This window comes from Psychrobacter sp. Rd 27.2, from assembly GCF_001921755.1.
GTDB lineage: Bacteria > Pseudomonadota > Gammaproteobacteria > Pseudomonadales > Moraxellaceae > Psychrobacter > Psychrobacter celer.
In genome coordinates, this window is sequence record NZ_MRYB01000019.1 from 1 (window position 1) to 18,451 (window position 18,451).

Annotated in this window: 13 protein-coding genes and 1 riboswitch; of the genes, 10 read left to right on the plus strand and 3 right to left on the minus strand. The window is 46.9% G+C overall.

The window, feature by feature from the left end; genetic code table 11:
- Positions 1-351: 351 nt before the first annotated feature.
- The 3 genes from BTV99_RS12010 to BTV99_RS12020 form a co-directional block, all read right to left on the minus strand.
- Positions 352-957 (minus strand): flavodoxin family protein, encoded by a 606-nt coding sequence (locus BTV99_RS12010; RefSeq protein ID WP_075102604.1) that lies wholly within the window; start codon positions 955-957, stop codon positions 352-354.
- 76 nt (positions 958-1,033) lie between these two features.
- A complete protein-coding gene (locus BTV99_RS12015) occupies positions 1,034-1,990 on the minus strand; it encodes a polyphenol oxidase family protein (protein ID WP_075102605.1) in 957 nt (318 codons plus the stop codon).
- Between the two features lie 60 nt (positions 1,991-2,050).
- A complete protein-coding gene (locus BTV99_RS12020; RefSeq protein WP_083608646.1) occupies positions 2,051-3,253 on the minus strand; it encodes an RluA family pseudouridine synthase in 1,203 nt (400 codons plus the stop codon).
- Between the two features lie 767 nt (positions 3,254-4,020).
- On the opposite strand from BTV99_RS12020, the gene BTV99_RS12025 reads away from it, so the two are divergent.
- The 10 genes from BTV99_RS12025 (at position 4,021) to BTV99_RS12070 (ending at position 18,390) form a co-directional block, all read left to right on the plus strand.
- A complete protein-coding gene (locus BTV99_RS12025; protein ID WP_075102606.1) occupies positions 4,021-5,190 on the plus strand; it encodes an outer membrane protein assembly factor BamD in 1,170 nt (389 codons plus the stop codon).
- Between the two features lie 156 nt (positions 5,191-5,346).
- Positions 5,347-7,497: a DNA primase gene (locus BTV99_RS12030; protein ID WP_075102607.1), complete on the plus strand. Its 2,151-nt coding sequence runs from the start codon at positions 5,347-5,349 to the stop codon at positions 7,495-7,497.
- 613 nt (positions 7,498-8,110) lie between these two features.
- Positions 8,111-10,033, plus strand: a complete 1,923-nt coding sequence (gene rpoD / locus BTV99_RS12035; protein WP_075102608.1) for an RNA polymerase sigma factor RpoD — start codon at positions 8,111-8,113, stop codon at positions 10,031-10,033.
- A gap of 328 nt (positions 10,034-10,361) precedes the next feature.
- Complete coding sequence (locus BTV99_RS12040) at positions 10,362-11,609, plus strand: multidrug effflux MFS transporter (RefSeq protein WP_075102609.1); 1,248 nt, start codon at positions 10,362-10,364, stop codon at positions 11,607-11,609.
- Positions 11,596-12,186, plus strand: a complete 591-nt coding sequence (locus tag BTV99_RS12045) for a TetR/AcrR family transcriptional regulator (protein ID WP_075102610.1) — start codon at positions 11,596-11,598, stop codon at positions 12,184-12,186. Before BTV99_RS12040 ends, BTV99_RS12045 begins: the two co-directional genes overlap by 14 nt.
- Before the next feature lie 135 nt (positions 12,187-12,321).
- Positions 12,322-12,434, plus strand: a riboswitch (TPP riboswitch).
- Between the two features lie 122 nt (positions 12,435-12,556).
- Positions 12,557-13,204, plus strand: a complete 648-nt coding sequence (gene tenA, locus BTV99_RS12050) for a thiaminase II (RefSeq protein WP_075102611.1) — start codon at positions 12,557-12,559, stop codon at positions 13,202-13,204.
- A gap of 126 nt (positions 13,205-13,330) precedes the next feature.
- Complete coding sequence (locus BTV99_RS12055) at positions 13,331-14,029, plus strand: class I SAM-dependent methyltransferase (protein WP_075102612.1); 699 nt, start codon at positions 13,331-13,333, stop codon at positions 14,027-14,029.
- Positions 14,030-14,110: 81 nt separating this feature from the next.
- On the plus strand, positions 14,111-14,488 hold the full coding sequence (locus BTV99_RS12060) for a YbeD family protein (protein ID WP_083608647.1): 378 nt from the start codon (positions 14,111-14,113) through the stop codon (positions 14,486-14,488).
- Positions 14,489-15,022: 534 nt separating this feature from the next.
- On the plus strand, positions 15,023-17,299 hold the full coding sequence (gene nrdA, locus BTV99_RS12065; protein ID WP_075102613.1) for a class 1a ribonucleoside-diphosphate reductase subunit alpha: 2,277 nt from the start codon (positions 15,023-15,025) through the stop codon (positions 17,297-17,299).
- Positions 17,300-17,463: 164 nt separating this feature from the next.
- On the plus strand, positions 17,464-18,390 hold the full coding sequence (locus BTV99_RS12070; RefSeq protein WP_075102614.1) for a DUF2971 domain-containing protein: 927 nt from the start codon (positions 17,464-17,466) through the stop codon (positions 18,388-18,390).
- Positions 18,391-18,451 lie beyond the last annotated feature (61 nt).

Genomic DNA, 18,451 nt, shown 5'->3' on the forward strand with positions numbered 1-18,451 from the left:
AGTGCGCTTAACCTTTGCTATTGCTAACTTGTCCATAAATAAGTCCCTTTTTCGTAAACTTATTTTAGGACGGGACAATCAAACCAAAAAAAGCAGACAACATTGGCTGTCTGCTTTTTGGGTACTATTTAAGTTCAGAGAAAATAATTTGCTTTAAGAAAGGATAATCACTGATACTCGAACCATCCTCAAACCGATAGAATCAGTTTAAAATAACATTGTTAGAAATGTATGATGCGCCGCTTCTGTGGGTGCAGCACGCACATAAAACTTGTACCAGTAGCGCCCTGTCATCTTTAGAATAAATCGACTGTATGATATAAACAGCCATATGATATGGCAAAGCTGATACTAGGGTCTACTATCGGCTGGCTGATGTTTGATAATAGTCTTAGCCAAATGATTACCAAACCAAATAGCGGTATCGATATCGCCGGGTCCTGGCGTCGTTTCAGGCGGCCCATCAAGCGACTGGGTCATCAAGCCCAAAAAGCTCGACAAACGGTTGAGGTCTGTCGCTTCGTGGCCCGTTGGCATCAGCGGCAAGCCAATCCAGTTCATACCATGCTGCATCGCATACAAGGATATCTGCTGTAAGACTGCGAGCTTATCCCCGCTTAAACCGCCCGAGTTGGCAAAAGCGGCAGCCCACTTGCCTTCCCATTTTCGGTGGTACCAGCGCTTTGAGGTCTCGTCCATAAAGGTTTTGAACTCAGCGGTGACACTGCCCATATAGACCGCACTGCCAAATACCAACAAATCTGCCTGATCAACAAACGCCCAATCGATGTCGTGCACATCAATCGCGCGTGCCTGATCGGCGGGCAACTGAGTACGCGCACCTTGTACGATCGCTTCTGCGACGCGCTTGGTATGACCATAGTTACTATGATAAATAACCGCCATCGTTACGTTAGGCGGGCTTTGGGGAGCGGCAGCTTTGGTTGATGTGTTCATACAAACTCTATAATGATAAATAAAAAAACGAAAATAAATAAAGGCCAAATCAGTGACCAATTAAACAGCGTATCGTCTATGACATCTCGCTGCCCGTATGGCTCACAGCGCCACGCACGATAATCAGCGCCATCCGCCCAGTCGCAGGCTGCTGCAAGTGGGTTTGCCGACGATAGGAGTAATAGTGCGAATCGGCATAGCTGCAGCTAATCGGCGCTTTGTTTGCTAGGTTCACGCCCGCATGGCTGAGCTGGTCGGCGGCTATCTTAGGCAAATCTAGTGTGATCTTATCTTTACAGGCAGCAGCACCGGCGGTTTGATGCGCCGCTGATGTGGCCACATACAACTGATCAAAACGCTCCGTACCGCTTAGGGTGTGCGCAGGTAATGCCTGACTGTCTCGGCATCCTGCCAGTAGCTTGTCTCGCACGCGGCTGTCTACTTCGTAGTTGCCTTGGCTGATACACACCCCTATCCACGCCTGAATTTCTCCTGCCTGCGTAAAGCGCTGCACCGCCGCTGGAATGACACCGCCCGCCAGCCCTTGCCAACCAGCATGAATCGCGGCAATCTGACCACTGGCGGGTTGGTACAGTACCACAGGCACACAGTCAGCGGTCATGATAGCCAGCCCTAACCCTGCTTGTTGACTGACCATGGCGTCCGCTGCCGCGGGCTGCATACTTAGCGGACAAGCATCGACATCATAAATATGCTTACCATGAACCTGATCGACCCAATGCAAACGCTTGATATAGCGGCCTTGTGTTCGGTCAGTCGCTAAAGCGTCAACTGGCCTGAGCTGCTCATTGATGGCCGCCAATACGCGCATGCGGTTGCCTAGTACCGTAGTTGCCTGATCATTGACATGCAGGCCTAAATTTAGCGCACCGTAGTTTGCCTGAACGGTTGACTGCTGGTTTTGATATAGATCACGACTAACATCTGCATCTGTCTCAAGACAAGCGGCCGTTTGAAAGACCACCACATCATCCATGTGTGCCAGCACTGTCATTGGCAGGTTTTTTGTCATAGCAGCCTCCTGTCTCATAGCACGAATTAACGACAGCTCGCGTTAACGATAGTATGACGGTTACTCGTCATCGTAACCATCACTTAATACCGAAATAAGTGTTTGCATGTCTTCTGGCAGCGGTGTAGTGACTTCGATGTCCTCGCCTGTGGTCGGATGGACGAACCCTAACGCATAGGCGTGCAACGCCTGACGCGGAAAGCTGCTAATCGCTTGACGCTGGGCATCGCTTAAACCTGCGCGTAATTGACGACGCCCGCCATAGACACGGTCACCAACTATCGGATAAGTAATATGGCTCAAATGCACACGTATTTGGTGAGTACGACCCGTCTCCAGACCGACGTCTAATAGACAGTAGTTTTCATTCAGCGGGGTCACCTCTAACAAATGAGTGACCGCCTCACGCCCTGCTGTCATCACAGTCATTTTTGTACGCTGGTTACGGTGGCGACCGATTGGCGCATCGATACGGCGATGACGTAGCAGGCTTGCCGCATCTCCTGCGACCACACACTGATAATGACGATAGACAGACTTGTCTTTTAACTGTTCCATCAAGGCCATTTGGGCAGGTTTGGTTTTTCCTATCAGTAGTAGCCCTGAGGTGTCTTTATCGATACGGTGCACCAGACCTGCACGCGGCAGATGGTGCTGCTGCGGATAATGATAAAGTAACGCATTGACCAAGGTGCCCGTCTGATTGCCCGCGCCAGGGTGGACAACCATACCGACAGGCTTGTCAATCACCAGCACATCATCGTCTTCGTAGACGACATCGATGGCGATATTCTCCGGTTGATCTTCGCTGTGCTGCTGCAAAGTCGTGGACAGATGTAGCACATCTTCAGCTTTGACACGTACTTTGGGTTTTTGGACTTGGCCATTGTGTAGCAGGCTACCATCACTGATCCAGCCTTGTAATTGCACTCGTGAAAAATCCGTAAAGACTTGCGAAGCAAGCTTATCAATACGCAGACCAGCCTCATCTTCTGTGACAGTATGGGTCACATTCACCACAGCTGTGTCAGCGGCTGGCGCATCATCATCCTCACTATCGTCAATGACATCACCATCGTCGCTGTCATCGCCCTCTTCATACGCTAATATCTCGCTGTCTTCGGGCGCTGCTGCGTCCTCTGCTGCTACACTATCATGTAGCGGCTCATTGGGTGTCATCTGCGTGTCATCAGTTGGCTTACTATCATTCAAAACATCATTTGGCATCAGGTTTGGTGACTCTTGCGCTGTTGAATCAGTCATGAGCGAGTGATTCGATATTGGATGGGTGGAAGGGTTTGTCATAGCATCATTGTTCATCATATAGCCATACCGCTGACATAGGCCGATAAGTCGATTTTGTCAGGCGGTCTTTATGTGCTTTCTTTATTTACTGTGGATATACTTTGGCTCAGATACTCTGATGAAACCCTATATTAACTGCCTGTTACAGGCTATCGTTTGTTCAAAATAATATGTCATTTTTAAAGGGTATCGACTATAACCAAAGCACTGCTCTCACAAAAAAAAGCAAAAACAATATCATCATAGTGTATCATGCTCAGCGCCTAAGCCCTATAGATGCAGTACAGTATCTGTCAGATTTTGCGCCTCATAGGTCAGTCAGCAATATCGCTTAACTCTCTGAAATATAACATGGCTGTAATTTACTGTATATTTATCATCGTCAGGGATATTGCTTATCGCTCGCTAAGGCCGCTCATGCTAAACTGCAAAAATCATCGAGGGTCTGCTATATTGTCAGTGTCAAGCAGGCGCAGCACAAGCACGCAGCCGCCAAAACGTGGCATGTATGGTGATGAGCATAAAGATAAACCATAGACGAAGCACAAGTTATTATATAAAGTAAACCATATTTTGCTGTATGCTATGGGGCTGTCTTTTGATATTGGCATGCTCAATAACAGACCATGAGCCGGTGCCTAAGCATCGTTTTTTATTATTAACCTTTTATATTATATAGCATGGTAGCGCCGCTACTATTATGCGTCCTGTGTCGGAGAAAAAGTATGCAAGCTGTTGGCAATACGTTTATCAAACTGTCCTCAATCACCCTACTGGCGCTGAGCGTAAACCTTGTGGGTTGTCAGACCTTTAAAAATCTGACTGGCGGCAAAGACGTCGACGCGGTAGAAACGGCAGAAAAATCCGAGCAAGCTTACTATAATGATGCGATTACCCAGATTGATAAAGGACGCTATACCCAAGCGATCGAAGATTTGACCAATTTGCGCACTTTTTATCCCACCGGTCAGTATGCAGAGCAAGCGCTGCTCGATATGATGTACGCCCAATACGAAAGCGGCAAATACGAGATGGCGGCGGCCAGTGCTGAGCAGTTTATTCGTCTGTATCCTTCTAACCCACAGGTCAGTTACGCTTACTATGTGCGCGGCGTCGCCAATATGCAAGGCTCATCTGAGGGTCTTAAGCTGTTTAAGCTCAATCAAGCCGAACGTGATACGGCCTATTTTCGTCTGGCCTTTGCCAATTTTCAAGAGCTTATCAACAAATACCCAAACAGCCCATATACGCCAGATGCCGCGCAGCGCATGACGTTTATTTATAATCAGTTTGCCGAAAGTGAGATGAGTGCAGCCAGCTGGTATATCGAGCGCGAAGCCTATGTGGCAGCAGCCAACCGTGCCAAATGGGTGTTTCAATACTATCCACTCAGCGAATCTATCCCAGAAGCCATCGCTGTCCTTGCATATAGCTATGACAAGCTTGGCATGACGGACTTGGCAAATGAATATAAGACGCTGTTGCAGATCAACTACCCCACGTGGCTGACCCGTGATGGCCGCGTGAAGCTAAGCACCAAACGCGACCGTAGCTGGTTTAATAAGTTTACCTTTGGTCAGCTTGGACGCTCAGGCATGAAAGACACCTCGGTGGCAACAGGTGAATACAATGGCGCAACCAAAACCCAAATAGTGCGCAATGCCCATCAGCTCAGATTGCCCGCGAACAACACAGCAAATACCAATACAGCGCCAAGCAGCGCATCGACTAGCAGCGCGCCTACCCGTGACCGCGGTATCAATATAGGTCTGGGCTTGCCTGAAGCTGAAACGGAGCGCGTGACTGATCAAGCCAGCACAGGCTCTACCGCCAGAGAAGCAAACGTCGATCCGCAAAACACCAATCCAGTACGCCGTACGACACCCGTAGAGTAGGCTGTTTTTTTAGCCCACAGTCTTTGACATCATAAAATAAGGTCAACACATTGTTGGCCTTATTTTTCTGTTTTTGTATGATAGCCAGACGCGCATAAACGCATATAGACACATATATCCATCAAAACCACTGACCTATGGTAAACTGTTTTTTGTATGAGCATCCCTAACCATATCCTTGAGCAACTAAACAGCCAAGCTGACTTGATCAGCATCATTGGTCGTCATACCACGCTCAAACGTGCAGGTAATGAGTATAAAGGCTGCTGCCCTTTTCATGGCGAAAAATCGCCGTCGTTTTATGTCAATCCACAAAAAAACATCTATCACTGCTTTGGCTGTGGTGTCGGCGGCAATGCCATCAGTTTTTTGCGCGATTATGAAAGCCTTACCTTTATCGAGGCGGTCAATGAGTTATCCAAACAAACGGGGATTGAAGTTCCGCAAGAAGAACAGCGAAATGTGAGCTATCAGCGCACCAAGCAGCCGCCTACTACCAAGCCAGCTGCTCAGCCAATTAGCAAATCACAAGCTGACAATCCCTCGTCACCACATACGTCTTTTGATAATCAAGAGCAAACAAGCCATACCCACTATGCCGAACAGCCCGACCACGCTAGCCATGGCTATGACGATTATCCACCCTTAGCGCCCCCCTATGACTTGGCCCCTTATGCAGCAGAGGACTATGGCTCAGACTACCCAAACGACGCCAGCTATCCGCCCGCTTGGCTAAGCGACTCAGATAGTGGCATGGGTTTTGATAGTGTCAACAGTATCAATGACGGGGCGCTTGACCAAGAAGGCAACTTGTACGACCTGCTCGAACAAATCCAGCAGTTTTATCAGCGCAATTTGACCACACATCCGCATGCCAAGCATTATTTTTTGTCACGCGGTATCACAGAAGATACATTTGAGACCTTTGGTCTTGGCTACGCGCCCTTTGGCTGGCAGCACCTTGAGCATCAGTTTCCGCAGGACATCGAAGGCCTAAAAGCCTTAGGGCTGGTGCGGCAGTCTGAGTCTGGCCGTGACTACGACTTGCTGCGTGATCGGGTGATTTTTCCGATTCGAGACAACCAAGGGCGCACCATTGGCTTTGGCGGTCGAGCGCTCGATGACGAGGTAAAACCCAAATACATCAACTCCTCAGACTCGCCTGTATTCCATAAGCAGCATGTGCTGTATGGTTACTATGAATCTCGCCAGCAGCGCGCCGACAGCTGGCTGGTGGTCGAAGGCTATATGGATGTCATAGCTCTCTACCAAGCTGGCATCTATGGCGCGGTGGCGTCCATGGGCACCGCTATTAATGAAAGCCAGATATCGCGATTACTAACGCTCAACCCGACCCTCACCCTGAGCTTCGATGGCGATAGCGCAGGGCAAAAAGCGGCTTGGCGCACCCTTGAGGTGGCACTGCCGGTACTCAGTGACGACAAAGAGCTGCGCTTTTTGACCCTGCCCAATGGCCATGATCCTGATACCTTTATCAAGGCTCAGGGCAGCGATGCCATGCGCGAGCAAATCGTAAACGCCATGCCATTGTCGCAGTATATTTTTGCCTATCTCAGTGAACGCCACGACTTATCCTTGGCAGAAGGCAAAGCCAAGCTGATGTCGCAAGTGCGCTCATTGACCGCGGCATTGCCCAAAGGCAGTAGCTTTCGTTACCTGCTGAACAACGACATTTACCAAAAGCTTGGCGGTAGACGCAACCAAAACAAAGACGCCAAAGATGCGCTGCTCAATTTTGATGGTGAGATGACCATCAGCCAGCAGTTGCAGCTGTGTTTTTTGTTTCAGCCGCGGGCGTTGCTCGATGACCCGATAGAGTCGATTTGGCGGCAGGCAGGTATTCATGATTTGCAGCTACCCGCTCATATCAGACAAAAAGCCTCAGCCGATACCCTGCGGCCTTTAGCGTGGCAAGACCTGCAAGACAACGAATTGCTGGATATCGTCAGTACCATCACGCGCTGCTTAAAACACTTGCCTACAGATGTAAACGCGGCCGCTCATTTTGTCATGTCCAATGTCCAGCCTGACACGCAAGAAAACCTAAGCCGTAGCTGGAGCGGTTTTTACCGCGCCTTGACGACGCGCAATATCTTAAGCCTCGATGGTCTCATTGAAGAGCTGGTCAGCCAGCTACTTGAACGCAGCATGAAGAAAAAAATACAAGATTTGATCAAAAACCCTGATCATATCAAGCTGGCTATCGTCCGTAAGCAGACCCAGCTGCTAAATGACTGGCTACGCGCGCAGCAAGCAGAGCAGTCAGCACAGATGACCACGGTCTAGGGTCGATTGATATGTAGGCGGTGCGGCTTTAAAAATGCCTCTTTAAAATAATAATTAGACCTGCTAAAAACCGCTGGTTTTTATTAAAACAGCACATCCCCTTTAAAAGCACGGCCGCCGCCCCCACTACTAGTGATTATGCCAAATAGCCTGCGTACAACTTGATGAGCGGCTAAATAAAAAGACAGCAAATAATCGGTAAAAAACCGTTGGCCACCATCACTACCTCGTGCTTGATGACTGCGGTCTGTGGTAAACTGTGGCGCTGCGTATTGACAGCCTTGTTTGCTATCTGCCGATTGGCAGGTGTCTTTAGATAGATTTTAGGGCGCATTCTCATTTTTTAGCCCATTTATGTGACTATCGACTGAATTGAGGGTATGTCCTAGTACCGATATTACGTCTTGTTTTAACACTTGACGTTTTTTGAGTTTTTAGCTGTTTTTAGCAAAATTATTGTAGTGTTTTGAGCCTTTATTCATATCCACTCATTTTTGATATTATTGACAACCTCTACGCCCTATTTTGATCATTCCATTGATAAGATCAACGCACCCCATAAGCGATAGTGAGTCACAATATAAAAATGTCCGATGCAAGTAAGCGAGTATTTATGAACGATAAGTCAGTTTCTAAGTCCACATCTCAACTGGCCACCTTAATCCAAATGGGTAAAGAGCAGGGGTATCTAACCTATGCTGAGGTGAATGACCAACTGCCAGACTCTATTACCGAAAGCGATCAGATCGAAGATATTGTGCAAATGCTGACAGACGTTGGTATCAAAATCTTCGAATCTGCGCCTGATGCCGATGACATCTTGATGAACGATGATTCAAGTGATGATGACATGGCAGCAGACGAAGCAGCGGCTGTACTCGCCTCTGTTGAGACTGAGCCTGGTCGTACCACTGACCCGGTGCGTATGTATATGCGCGAGATGGGTACGGTCGATCTGTTGACCCGCGAAGGCGAGATTGCCATCGCCAAGCGTATCGAAGAAGGTATTCGCGACGTGCAGCATGCCATGGCTTACTGGCCGGGTACGGTGCAGTTCGTCCTTGACGAGTATCAAAAAGTCCAAGATGGCGAAAAGAAACTCTCTGATGTCATCACAGGGTTTTTAGACCCTGAAACTGAAGAAGACAAAATCGCCGCGCAAGAGGCCAAAGACGCAGCAAAAGAAGAGCGCGAGCGCATCAAAGAAGAAAAAGAAAACCCGCCGCCTATTAAAGCAAAAGCCAATGCTAAGCTGGCATTAGATGACGACGATGAAGAAGAGGAAGACGACGTCGAGGAAGAAGCGGAAGAAGAAACCAGCGGCCTTGATCCAGAAGAAGTCCGCTTACGCCTAGAAGAGATCGAGCACTTATTCATCAGAGCCAAACAAGCCTTGCTTGATTATGGCCGTGGTAGTGTCGAAGCAGATGCTGCCTATGCGCTATTGGCTGAGCGTTTTATGATGCTCAAGCTCAATAACCGCCTATCAGATCAAGTCATGGCCATCATGCATGATGTCTATGACGATGTGCGTAAGCTGGAGCGCCAAATCATGCGTTTGGTGATTCGCCGTGGTCGTATGCCGCGTGACGAGTTCCGTAAGACCTTCCCTAGCAACGAAACCAACGTCGATTGGCTCATTGAGCGTATCAAAGGTAAACCTGCGTTTGCCGGCACCCTAGAAAAAGTCGCTGACGATGTGATTTTATTGCAGCGCCGCATTCGTGACTACGAGCAGCAGCTCGACATGAAGATCCACGATATGAAAGACGTCGCCCGCCGTATGGCTGTCGGTGAAGCAAAAGCACGCCGCGCCAAAAAAGAAATGGTCGAGGCCAACCTACGTCTGGTCATCTCTATCGCCAAAAAATACACCAACCGTGGTCTACAATTCTTGGATCTCATCCAAGAAGGTAACATCGGTCTGATGAAGGCGGTCGATAAGTTCGAATATCGCCGCGGTTATAAGTTTTCGACCTATGCGACATGGTGGATTCGTCAGGCAATTACCCGCTCTATCGCTGACCAAGCGCGCACCATCCGTATCCCTGTGCACATGATTGAGACCATCAACAAGATAAACCGTGTCTCACGTCAGCTGCTACAGGAGATGGGACGCGAGCCGACGCCTGAGGAGCTAGGCGAACGCTTAGAGATGGACGAAGTCAAAGTCCGTAAAGTGCTCAAAATTGCCAAAGAACCGATCTCGATGGAGACGCCTATCGGTGATGACGAAGACTCGCACCTAGGTGACTTTATCGAAGATGGTACCATCTCAAGCCCTGTTGACGATGCCACAGCAGCTGGCCTACAAGAAGCCACGCGTGATGTATTGGGCAATCTCACCGAACGTGAAGCGCGCGTGTTAAAAATGCGCTTTGGTATCGATATGCCAACCGATCATACACTAGAGGAAGTCGGCAAGCAGTTCGATGTCACCCGTGAGCGTATCCGTCAGATCGAGGCCAAAGCCTTGCGTAAACTGCGTCATCCATCACGCTCTGAGCACTTGCGCTCTTTTTTAGAGAACGACTAAATTATCAGGAATATACGGAGTCTAGCTAATAGGTCTCAAGTATTTGCTAATAATAATTTTGCTAACATAAAAAAGCTGAGTATATCTCAGCTTTTTTTGTGTCTACTCATTGTGTCGGTCTATGTATCGAGGCCGCTTATTCATTATGTCTACTTATTGATGAGTACCATACAGCTTTCATTGATTAATCAATAAACCGTCTTTGCATCTCATCATCTATCCTCTCAAAAGCATTTCATTCAAAAAATCGTTGCCTTTATGTATTATTGAGCGTATAACTACCTACCGTTCGGTAGTTATACAATTTAATAGTGAATAGTACAATTTTATGAATCAGCAAACCCGTGTAAAACACATCAGTATCAAAACCGTCATCTCTCTTGCCATCATCGTGGCGCTCGGCCCAGCAGCGATTGATATGTATTTGGCCTCTATGCCAAACATGGCAAGAGATCTCCACACCTCCTACGCCACCACCCAAATCACTTTAACCGTCTTTCTCATCTTTATGGGCTTAGGGCAGTTGGTTTTTGGCCCTGTCTCTGACGCCATCGGGCGCATCACACCATTGTTTATAGGGCTGCTCGCATATATCGGCGCTTCTGTATGGGCGATGTGGTCGCACAGCATCGAGAGCCTAATTTTTGCCCGTATTCTGCAAGGTCTTGGCGCGTCGATGGCTATCGTGGTGGTGATGAGCATGGTGCGTGATCTCGTCGATGGGCCAAAAGCGGCGCAGATTTATGCAGTATTAAATACCATTGTGGCGCTTGGCCCCATTGTGGCACCCGCCATCGGTGGTATCGTCGGCGCGCATCATGGCTGGCGCGGCGTGATGTTTATTTTGGCGGCATTGGGCCTGCTGGTGCTTATCAATACTCTCATCCAAATCAAAGAAACCTTACCAAAAGACCAGCGTATTCAGTTAAATATAAAGAACATCACCAGCATTTATGTCGGTATCTTAACAAACAAGACCTTTGTCTTTAATTTGTTTGCTCTATCTGCGGTGTATTTCTTTTTGTTTGCTTATATTGGCGGCTCTGCGTATGTCTACCAAACCGACTACGGCCTGAGCCTAGCGCAATTTGGCTTTGTCTTTGGTTTGACCAGCATCAGTCTGATTTTGGGCGCATCCTCTACCGCGTATTTGGTCAAAAAAACATCGTCATCGCATCTGGCCCTAATCGGCGCTGGGGTCATGATGCTCGGTAGTGCCGTCTGTATCACAGCCTATCTACTATCGCTGGGTTTGATCGGCATTGTAACTGGCATTGCTTTAGGACTCTTCGGTCTTGGCGTACTAGAGGCGACATTGATGGCGATTGCGATGGACTCACAGCGTAGCGCTTTGGGGTCGAGTGCGGCTTTATTGGGCGCCATTCCTATGTTACTCTCATCGACTGCCACACCCATCGCTGGACAATTGGTCGAGAGTCATACGTTATATTGGTTGCTCTTGCTAGGGGCTATGGGACCGATTATTTTGGCATTGGTATATCTGGGCTTAAAGTCTCAAAAGCCACACACCACTGCCGCGACCCCATCATTAGAGGAGGCTTATGCAAAGCCATAAACCACGCTCAAGCGCAAAGCTGCGTATTATAGATGCCGCGTTTGCGCTTTTTTTTATGCATGGCTATGAGGGCGCGTCACTCAGTGACATTGCCAAGGCTGTGGGTATCCGCAAAGCTTCGATTTACACGCATTTTGCCAGCAAAGAAGCCATATTTTCAGAGTTACTACAAGACGCGCTTGAGTCAGAGTGCGCGTTTGTTAAGTCATGCTTTGCAGCAGATATTGAGCCTTCTATGCCTGGTGAGGCGTATTGCCACGCATTTGAAGCGCGTTATGAAAGCGCGATTACCCTGCGGTTTTTAATTCGTATGGCTTATGCGGCGCCTGTGCACCTGACCGATAGCAGTGCAGCGACGTTTAATGTCTATATTGCCGCGTTGACTGAGCAAATACAGCAGGCGCTGCAACCTTATCAGCTCGACTCTGCACAGCTAGCGCTGTATACCGATGCGTATCTGGGCGTGATCGATAGCTTGAGTGTGGAGCTGCTGTATGCAGAAGGACTGTTTGAGCGGCGTTTTAAAGCCATGCTCATGCTTTATCACACTGCTATTAAACAGCTGACAAAAAAATAGATTTTTAAATCTAGGTCATTTTTATATATGGTTATTTGAGCATCACTTGCTAATGGTGGCTGTTCTCGCCTATCATAGAGCGAATTTACTTTAAACGCTATTTTATCGTTATTATTAAAAAATAAACCTTAAAAACAAACCTTGTCGGGGTGCTTTGATTTTTTTGTCGTCAATCAAAATCATGGCTGAGAGTTACCCGCGAACCTGATGCAGTTAGCACTGACGTAGGAAACAAGCGTGCCGATATATAAGTCACATTGACGCCACAATTTGCCAATCTATATTATTTAGACTGGCGAATGAGTCATGTTTTTTCACCTATGCGCCCTACGCTTTGCTTACTGGTATTTTATAAAGGTAAGTAAAAACCATGAACTACCAAACACTACGTCATAACTGCCCCACGTGGGATGACTATATTCAGCATGACTTTGTCAAACAATTGGCCGCCGGCACCCTCGCCCCTGATAGCTTTCGCCATTACCTTGTCCAAGACTACCTATACTTAATTCACTATGCTCGCGTGATGGCGCTGAGCGTGTATAAGAGCGATACACTGGCACAAATGCGCGTCGGTCAAGCAGGGCTAAACGCCATGCTCGATATGGAGATCGGCATGTATCTAGACTTTTGCCGTCTTTGGGACATCCCTTTGCACGAGGTCGAGCACGCACCTGAATCTGCTATTACCATCGCCTACAGCCGCTATATATTAGACGCTGCCATGTCAGGCTCTTTGGCGGAGCTGTACGCCGCGATTGCACCTTGTCTGATGGGTTACGGAGAGATTGGCAAGCGCATTAAAGAAGCCGGATTTGTCGAGGATAACCCTTATCAGCCTTGGATTGATGTCTTTTCTAGCGATGACTTTCAGGCCATTACCGCGCAAAACGAAGCACAAATCGATACGCTATTGGCAGGTGCCAGCCCAGCACAGGCCGATAAGTTCCAGCGCTTATTTGACACCGCCGCGCGGATGGAAGTCAGCTTTTGGCAGCAGGCGTTGGACTTATCTTAGACTGTATTTTTTATAGTATGATTCATCGACTTTAAATCAGCGATAGTTCTACTCGCATCGTATTTTATACATTCATTTTGTTTAAGATTGATAATAAAACAACAACCACCCTCAAGGAGAGACTTTATGGCAGCATTTGATGAACACGCCAGCGCATACGACAGCTGGTTTTTGGATAACCAAAACTTACTGGCCAGCGAACTAAAGCTGGTGGCGCACTTTTTGGATAAGGACAGCGAGATACTGTCTATCGGCTGTGGTAGTGGTCTGTTTGAGATGCTACTGGCCAAGGATTATGACATCCACATCAAACACGGCATCGAGCCGTCAAAAGACATGGCAAAAATCGCTGAAAAACGCGGCTTGCAAGTAGATGTCAGCCCTGCCGAAACCAGCGAGATTGCATCCAACAAATTTGACATCATTATGTTTAATGGCAGTGTCAGCTATATCAGCGATCTGGACTTATGTATCAAAAAAGCCTTTGACGCGCTAAAGACTGGTGGCAAACTTATCCTCATTGACGTACCAAAAGAAAGCGGCTTTGCCAGTCTTTATAATCTGGCCAGTGCGGTAGATAGCTGGGCGCATCCCCTGCTCGCACACATCTCCCCTGCCAATCCCTATCCTATCGAGCTGGTCCGCTCTGCCAATTGGCGCACCTCTGATGAAAAAATCGAGCTGATGCAGGCCAATGGCTTTACCGACTTGCAGTACGCGCAGACCCTACTAACCCACCCTATGTATGCAAATGACCAAGTACAAGAGGTCATCGAAGGGTATGATCGCGGTGATTATGTGGCTATTTGTGGTTATAAAAAGTAGCTGTGGCCAGAGGCACTTGAATAATACCAGCTGCGCCATCATAAACAGCACAATGTATTTTTATAACAGCGAGGCAACATTATGAGTGACGACCCAAAAGATAACGGCCAAAACCCGACTGCTCACCGAGCGGTCAATGTCACTGACCTAACCCCTAACGACGGTGTGCTAAAAGGCAAAAAAACCGATATCCAAAACCCAGAGCTGTGGGACTTTCCGATGAACTACCCGATGAGTATCATCGGTCATGAAGGCGAGCATGAGACCTTACTGAACGAGGTCAAGCTTATCCTCGGTAGCCAGTTCCCTGATTTTGATTTGGCCTCGATAGATGTCAAACCCTCAAAAACAGGCCGCTTTCACTCAGCACGCGTCAATCTGTATCTGACCGAAGCTGAGCAAGTAAACACGCTGTATGCTGCTCTTGATAGCGCCAAGACCGTCCGCATGGTGTTGTAGGGCTTTTTGTCACGATAAGCGCTGCTAACCGACGAGCTGATGGACTTTTAAAAAAACCAGTCCGTTTTTCGTCTAAATCGTCACTCATATGGGTGGCGATTTTTTATGGTCTGCTGTACAATCTGCATCCGCATCGTGCAGCTGCAAAACAAGGCTATAGATCAATTTTTTGGGCGGCAATAAAAAGTAAATGTCTACCACATTTTTACAAAAAAAATTATCCACGAGGCTATTCGCGCCTAACCCTTATGCCATCACCCTTTGCCAAAATTGGCGGCATCGGCAACCTCTTGGCAACATAGATTGCCACTAAAATCAATATAGCATTTTCAAAAATTTCCCGCTATATTGTGCCTACCTACTAACAAATACGCTATATGTAGTGCTCAGTGAATTTTTAATTTGCTACGAGTAGCGGTAGAGTTTTGCCTAAAAAAACATCCTACCACCAAAAGACAGCTATAGCGTCATAAAGCATGCCAGCGGGCTATTTCCGCTTTACATCACAATAAGCAATCAACTTAAGAGGGCAACATGACACACATCGACAAGATCAAAGTGACCAAACGTGACGGACGATTAGAGCTTATTGATTTGGATAAAATTCATAAGGTAATCGAATGGGCTGCTCATGACTTGGATAATGTGTCTGTCTCACAAGTTGAGCTAAAGTCGCATATTCAGTTTTATGAAGGCATCAAAACCCGTGACATTCACGAAACCATTATCAAGTCTGCCGCAGATTTGATCTCTGAAGAGACGCCTGATTATCAATATCTGGCCGCGCGCCTTGCTATTTTTCACTTACGTAAGATTGCGTATAACAAATTTACCCCGCCGCACCTATTTGATCATGTGACGACATTGACAGAGGCAGGCAAATACGATGAACATATCCTAGCCGACTATAGCCGCGCAGAGTTTGATGAGTTAAACGAGTACATCGACCACTGGCGCGATATGAATCTTGCCTATGCTGCGGTAGAGCAAATGGCAGGCAAATACCTCGTACAAGATCGCGTCACCAAGCGCGTTTATGAAAGCCCGCAGTTTTTGTATATGCTGGTCGGTATGTGTCTGTTTGCCAACTATGATAAGGCCAGCCGCTTAAGCTATGTCAAACGCTTTTATGATGCGACCTCACAGTTTAAGATTTCCCTACCGACACCTATCATGTCGGGTGTGCGTACGCCATCGCGTCAGTTTAGCTCGTGCGTCTTGATCGAATGCGGCGATAGCCTAGACTCTATCAACGCCACCACCAGCGCCATCGTGCGTTATGTGTCACAGCGCGCTGGTATCGGCATCAATGCTGGTCGTATCCGTGCCCTTGGCAGCCCTATTCGTGGCGGTGAAGCGCAGCATACTGGCTGTATTCCTTTTTATAAACTGTTTCAAACTGCGGTGAAGTGCTGCTCACAAGGCGGCGTACGCGGCGGTGCTGCAACACTGTTTTACCCACTATGGCATCTAGAAGTTGAGTCGCTACTCGTCCTCAAAAACAACCGCGGCGTCGAAGACAACCGCGTCCGTCATATGGACTATGGCGTGCAAATCAACAAAACGCTATACACTCGCCTGATCAAAGGCCAAGACATCTCGCTGTTTTCGCCCTCGGATGTCCCAGGCTTGTATGATGCGTTTTTTGAAGATCAGGACAAATTTGAAGCGCTATACACCCAGTATGAGCAAGACCCAAGCATTCGTAGCCGCCAGATCCCAGCGTCTGAGCTGTTTAGCCTGATGATGCAAGAGCGCGCCAGCACTGGCCGTATCTATATCCAAAACGTCGATCATTGCAACACCCATAGCCCGTTTGACGCGACCGTCGCACCGATTCGCCAGTCAAACCTCTGTATGGAGATTGCCCTACCGACCAAACCACTTGACAACATCAATGACGAGACTGGCGAGATCGCCCTATGTACCCTATCGGCAGTCAACTTGGGTAAAGTTGAGAGCGTCAGCGACATCGAAGAGCCAGCAGAGCTGATCGTCCGTGCACTAGATGCCCTACTCGACTATCAAGACTATCCAGTCAAAGCCGCTGAAAACGGCAGTATGCGTCGCCGTACCCTAGGTGTGGGCGTGATTAACTATGCGTACTACTTGGCCAAAAATGGCGTGCGCTACTCAGATGATTCGGCCTTGGGTCTGACGCATCAAACCTTTGAAGCACTACAGTACTATCTGCTCAAAGCCTCAAACAAATTGGCCAAAGAGCAAGGCGCTTGCCCTGCCTTTAACGAGACCACGTACTCGCAAGGTATTTTGCCGATTGATACCTACAAAAAAGACTTGGATAAAATCTGCCAAGAGCCGCTACATCTCGATTGGGAAGCGCTACGTCGGGAAATCACCGAGCATGGCCTGCGCAACTCTACGCTAACCGCCTTGATGCCGTCTGAGACCTCAAGTCAGATCGCCAACGCTACCAACGGCATCGAGCCACCACGCGGTCTGGTGTCTATCAAAGCGTCAAAAGACGGTATCCTCAAGCAAGTGGTGCCTGAGATTGACAAGCTAAAAGGTCAGTACGAGCTACTATGGCAAATGCCAAACAATGATGGCTATATCAAGCTGGTCTCTATCATGCAAAAGTTCGTCGATCAAAGTATCTCGGCCAACACCAACTACGATCCGGCGCGCTTTGATGGTCAGCGTGTACCGATGAAGGTACTACTCAAAGACTTGCTCAATGCGTATAAGCTTGGCGTAAAAACCTTGTATTATCACAATACGCGTGATGGTGCGAACGATGCGCAAGCGGATATGGAAGATGATTGTGCTGGCGGGGCTTGTAAGATTTAGATTTTGATGGATGGCGGGTTTGGCTTTTGGGCTGAGCTCGCTTATTGAGAAGTTGTATTTGAAAATGTATGTTGGGTGAAGGTTGTGACACCTAATTGTTCAAGGTGGATGTATTGGGTTTAATTTTTTGATAGTAGTATATATTGTCAATAACTGGAGTAGTTATGAAGGTATATAAATACCGTGCTCTAAATGGAAATAATATCGATAGCTTAAAAGAAAACTATTTTTGGGCAGCTTCTAAGAAAACTTTAAACGACCCACATGAAGGAACTTACTCTACAGAAATGATAGATGATTTTTTTAAGAAAATCAGTTCATTAGAAAAAATAGAATCTTCCAAAGATCTAAAGGAAAGTTTCGACTCTCTTGAAAAGAAGATTTTAGAATGTAGTATATTTTCACTAAGCAAGGATTATTCTATCAATAGTTTATGGGCGTACTATGCTGACAACCATAAAGGCATATGTATTGAATATGATTTGGAAGAATTAATATCAAAAAACGAACCTATATATCAACATTTTGATATTAATTATGTGGATAACCCCTTAAGCATTAGTATGAATGACGTTATATCTGAGAATATATTTAAAATAACTATTGGCACTAAAGAGCTATCTTGGTCAAACGAGCAGGAATATCGTATTGTTAGCGACATACCTGAGAAGAATTATCATAGATCCGATGCTATTAAATCTATATTTTTTGGATTACAAACATCAGAAGATGAAAAAGAAAATTTAATGCGAATTTTAGCCAATAGAAACATTCAGTTTAAACAAATTTGCAAAGATAACAATTGCTACAAGCTGTCTTCACATAATATTAAGAATCCTTTTGATGTTAACAATAAAATTACCGAAAAAGAAATACCTAAATATATTATACCTGAGGAAAAATATATTAAAGATGAATATAAAGAATATATACCGTATTTATATAAGGTAGCCCAGTTCATGCTATCCTATTCAGATTGTTTAGAATTACATGATATAAATTTTTCTCAAAAATCTACTATAGAAAATCCAATCATTTATGCAAACTTTAAAGAAAAAAACTCTATTTATTATTCTAGGGCGTGTCCCTAATCTGGAAAAGTAAGTATAAAGCCTTTAAAATAAAGAGACTATTTACCACATGGCTCTCTAA

What these genes read in the sequence shown, in the direction of transcription:
- BTV99_RS12010 (WP_075102604.1), bottom strand. Translation starts at nt 957, where the DNA reads ATGAACACATCAACCAAAGCTGCCGCTCCCCAAAGCCCGCCTAACGTA.
- BTV99_RS12015 (WP_075102605.1), bottom strand. Translation starts at nt 1,990, where the DNA reads ATGACAAAAAACCTGCCAATGACAGTGCTGGCACACATGGATGATGTG.
- BTV99_RS12020 (WP_083608646.1), bottom strand. Translation starts at nt 3,253, where the DNA reads ATGACTGATTCAACAGCGCAAGAGTCACCAAACCTGATGCCAAATGAT.
- BTV99_RS12025 (WP_075102606.1), top strand. Translation starts at nt 4,021, where the DNA reads ATGCAAGCTGTTGGCAATACGTTTATCAAACTGTCCTCAATCACCCTA.
- BTV99_RS12030 (WP_075102607.1), top strand. Translation starts at nt 5,347, where the DNA reads ATGAGCATCCCTAACCATATCCTTGAGCAACTAAACAGCCAAGCTGAC.
- rpoD (WP_075102608.1), top strand. Translation starts at nt 8,111, where the DNA reads ATGAACGATAAGTCAGTTTCTAAGTCCACATCTCAACTGGCCACCTTA.
- BTV99_RS12040 (WP_075102609.1), top strand. Translation starts at nt 10,362, where the DNA reads ATGAATCAGCAAACCCGTGTAAAACACATCAGTATCAAAACCGTCATC.
- BTV99_RS12045 (WP_075102610.1), top strand. Translation starts at nt 11,596, where the DNA reads ATGCAAAGCCATAAACCACGCTCAAGCGCAAAGCTGCGTATTATAGAT.
- tenA (WP_075102611.1), top strand. Translation starts at nt 12,557, where the DNA reads ATGAACTACCAAACACTACGTCATAACTGCCCCACGTGGGATGACTAT.
- BTV99_RS12055 (WP_075102612.1), top strand. Translation starts at nt 13,331, where the DNA reads ATGGCAGCATTTGATGAACACGCCAGCGCATACGACAGCTGGTTTTTG.
- BTV99_RS12060 (WP_083608647.1), top strand. Translation starts at nt 14,111, where the DNA reads ATGAGTGACGACCCAAAAGATAACGGCCAAAACCCGACTGCTCACCGA.
- nrdA (WP_075102613.1), top strand. Translation starts at nt 15,023, where the DNA reads ATGACACACATCGACAAGATCAAAGTGACCAAACGTGACGGACGATTA.
- BTV99_RS12070 (WP_075102614.1), top strand. Translation starts at nt 17,464, where the DNA reads ATGAAGGTATATAAATACCGTGCTCTAAATGGAAATAATATCGATAGC.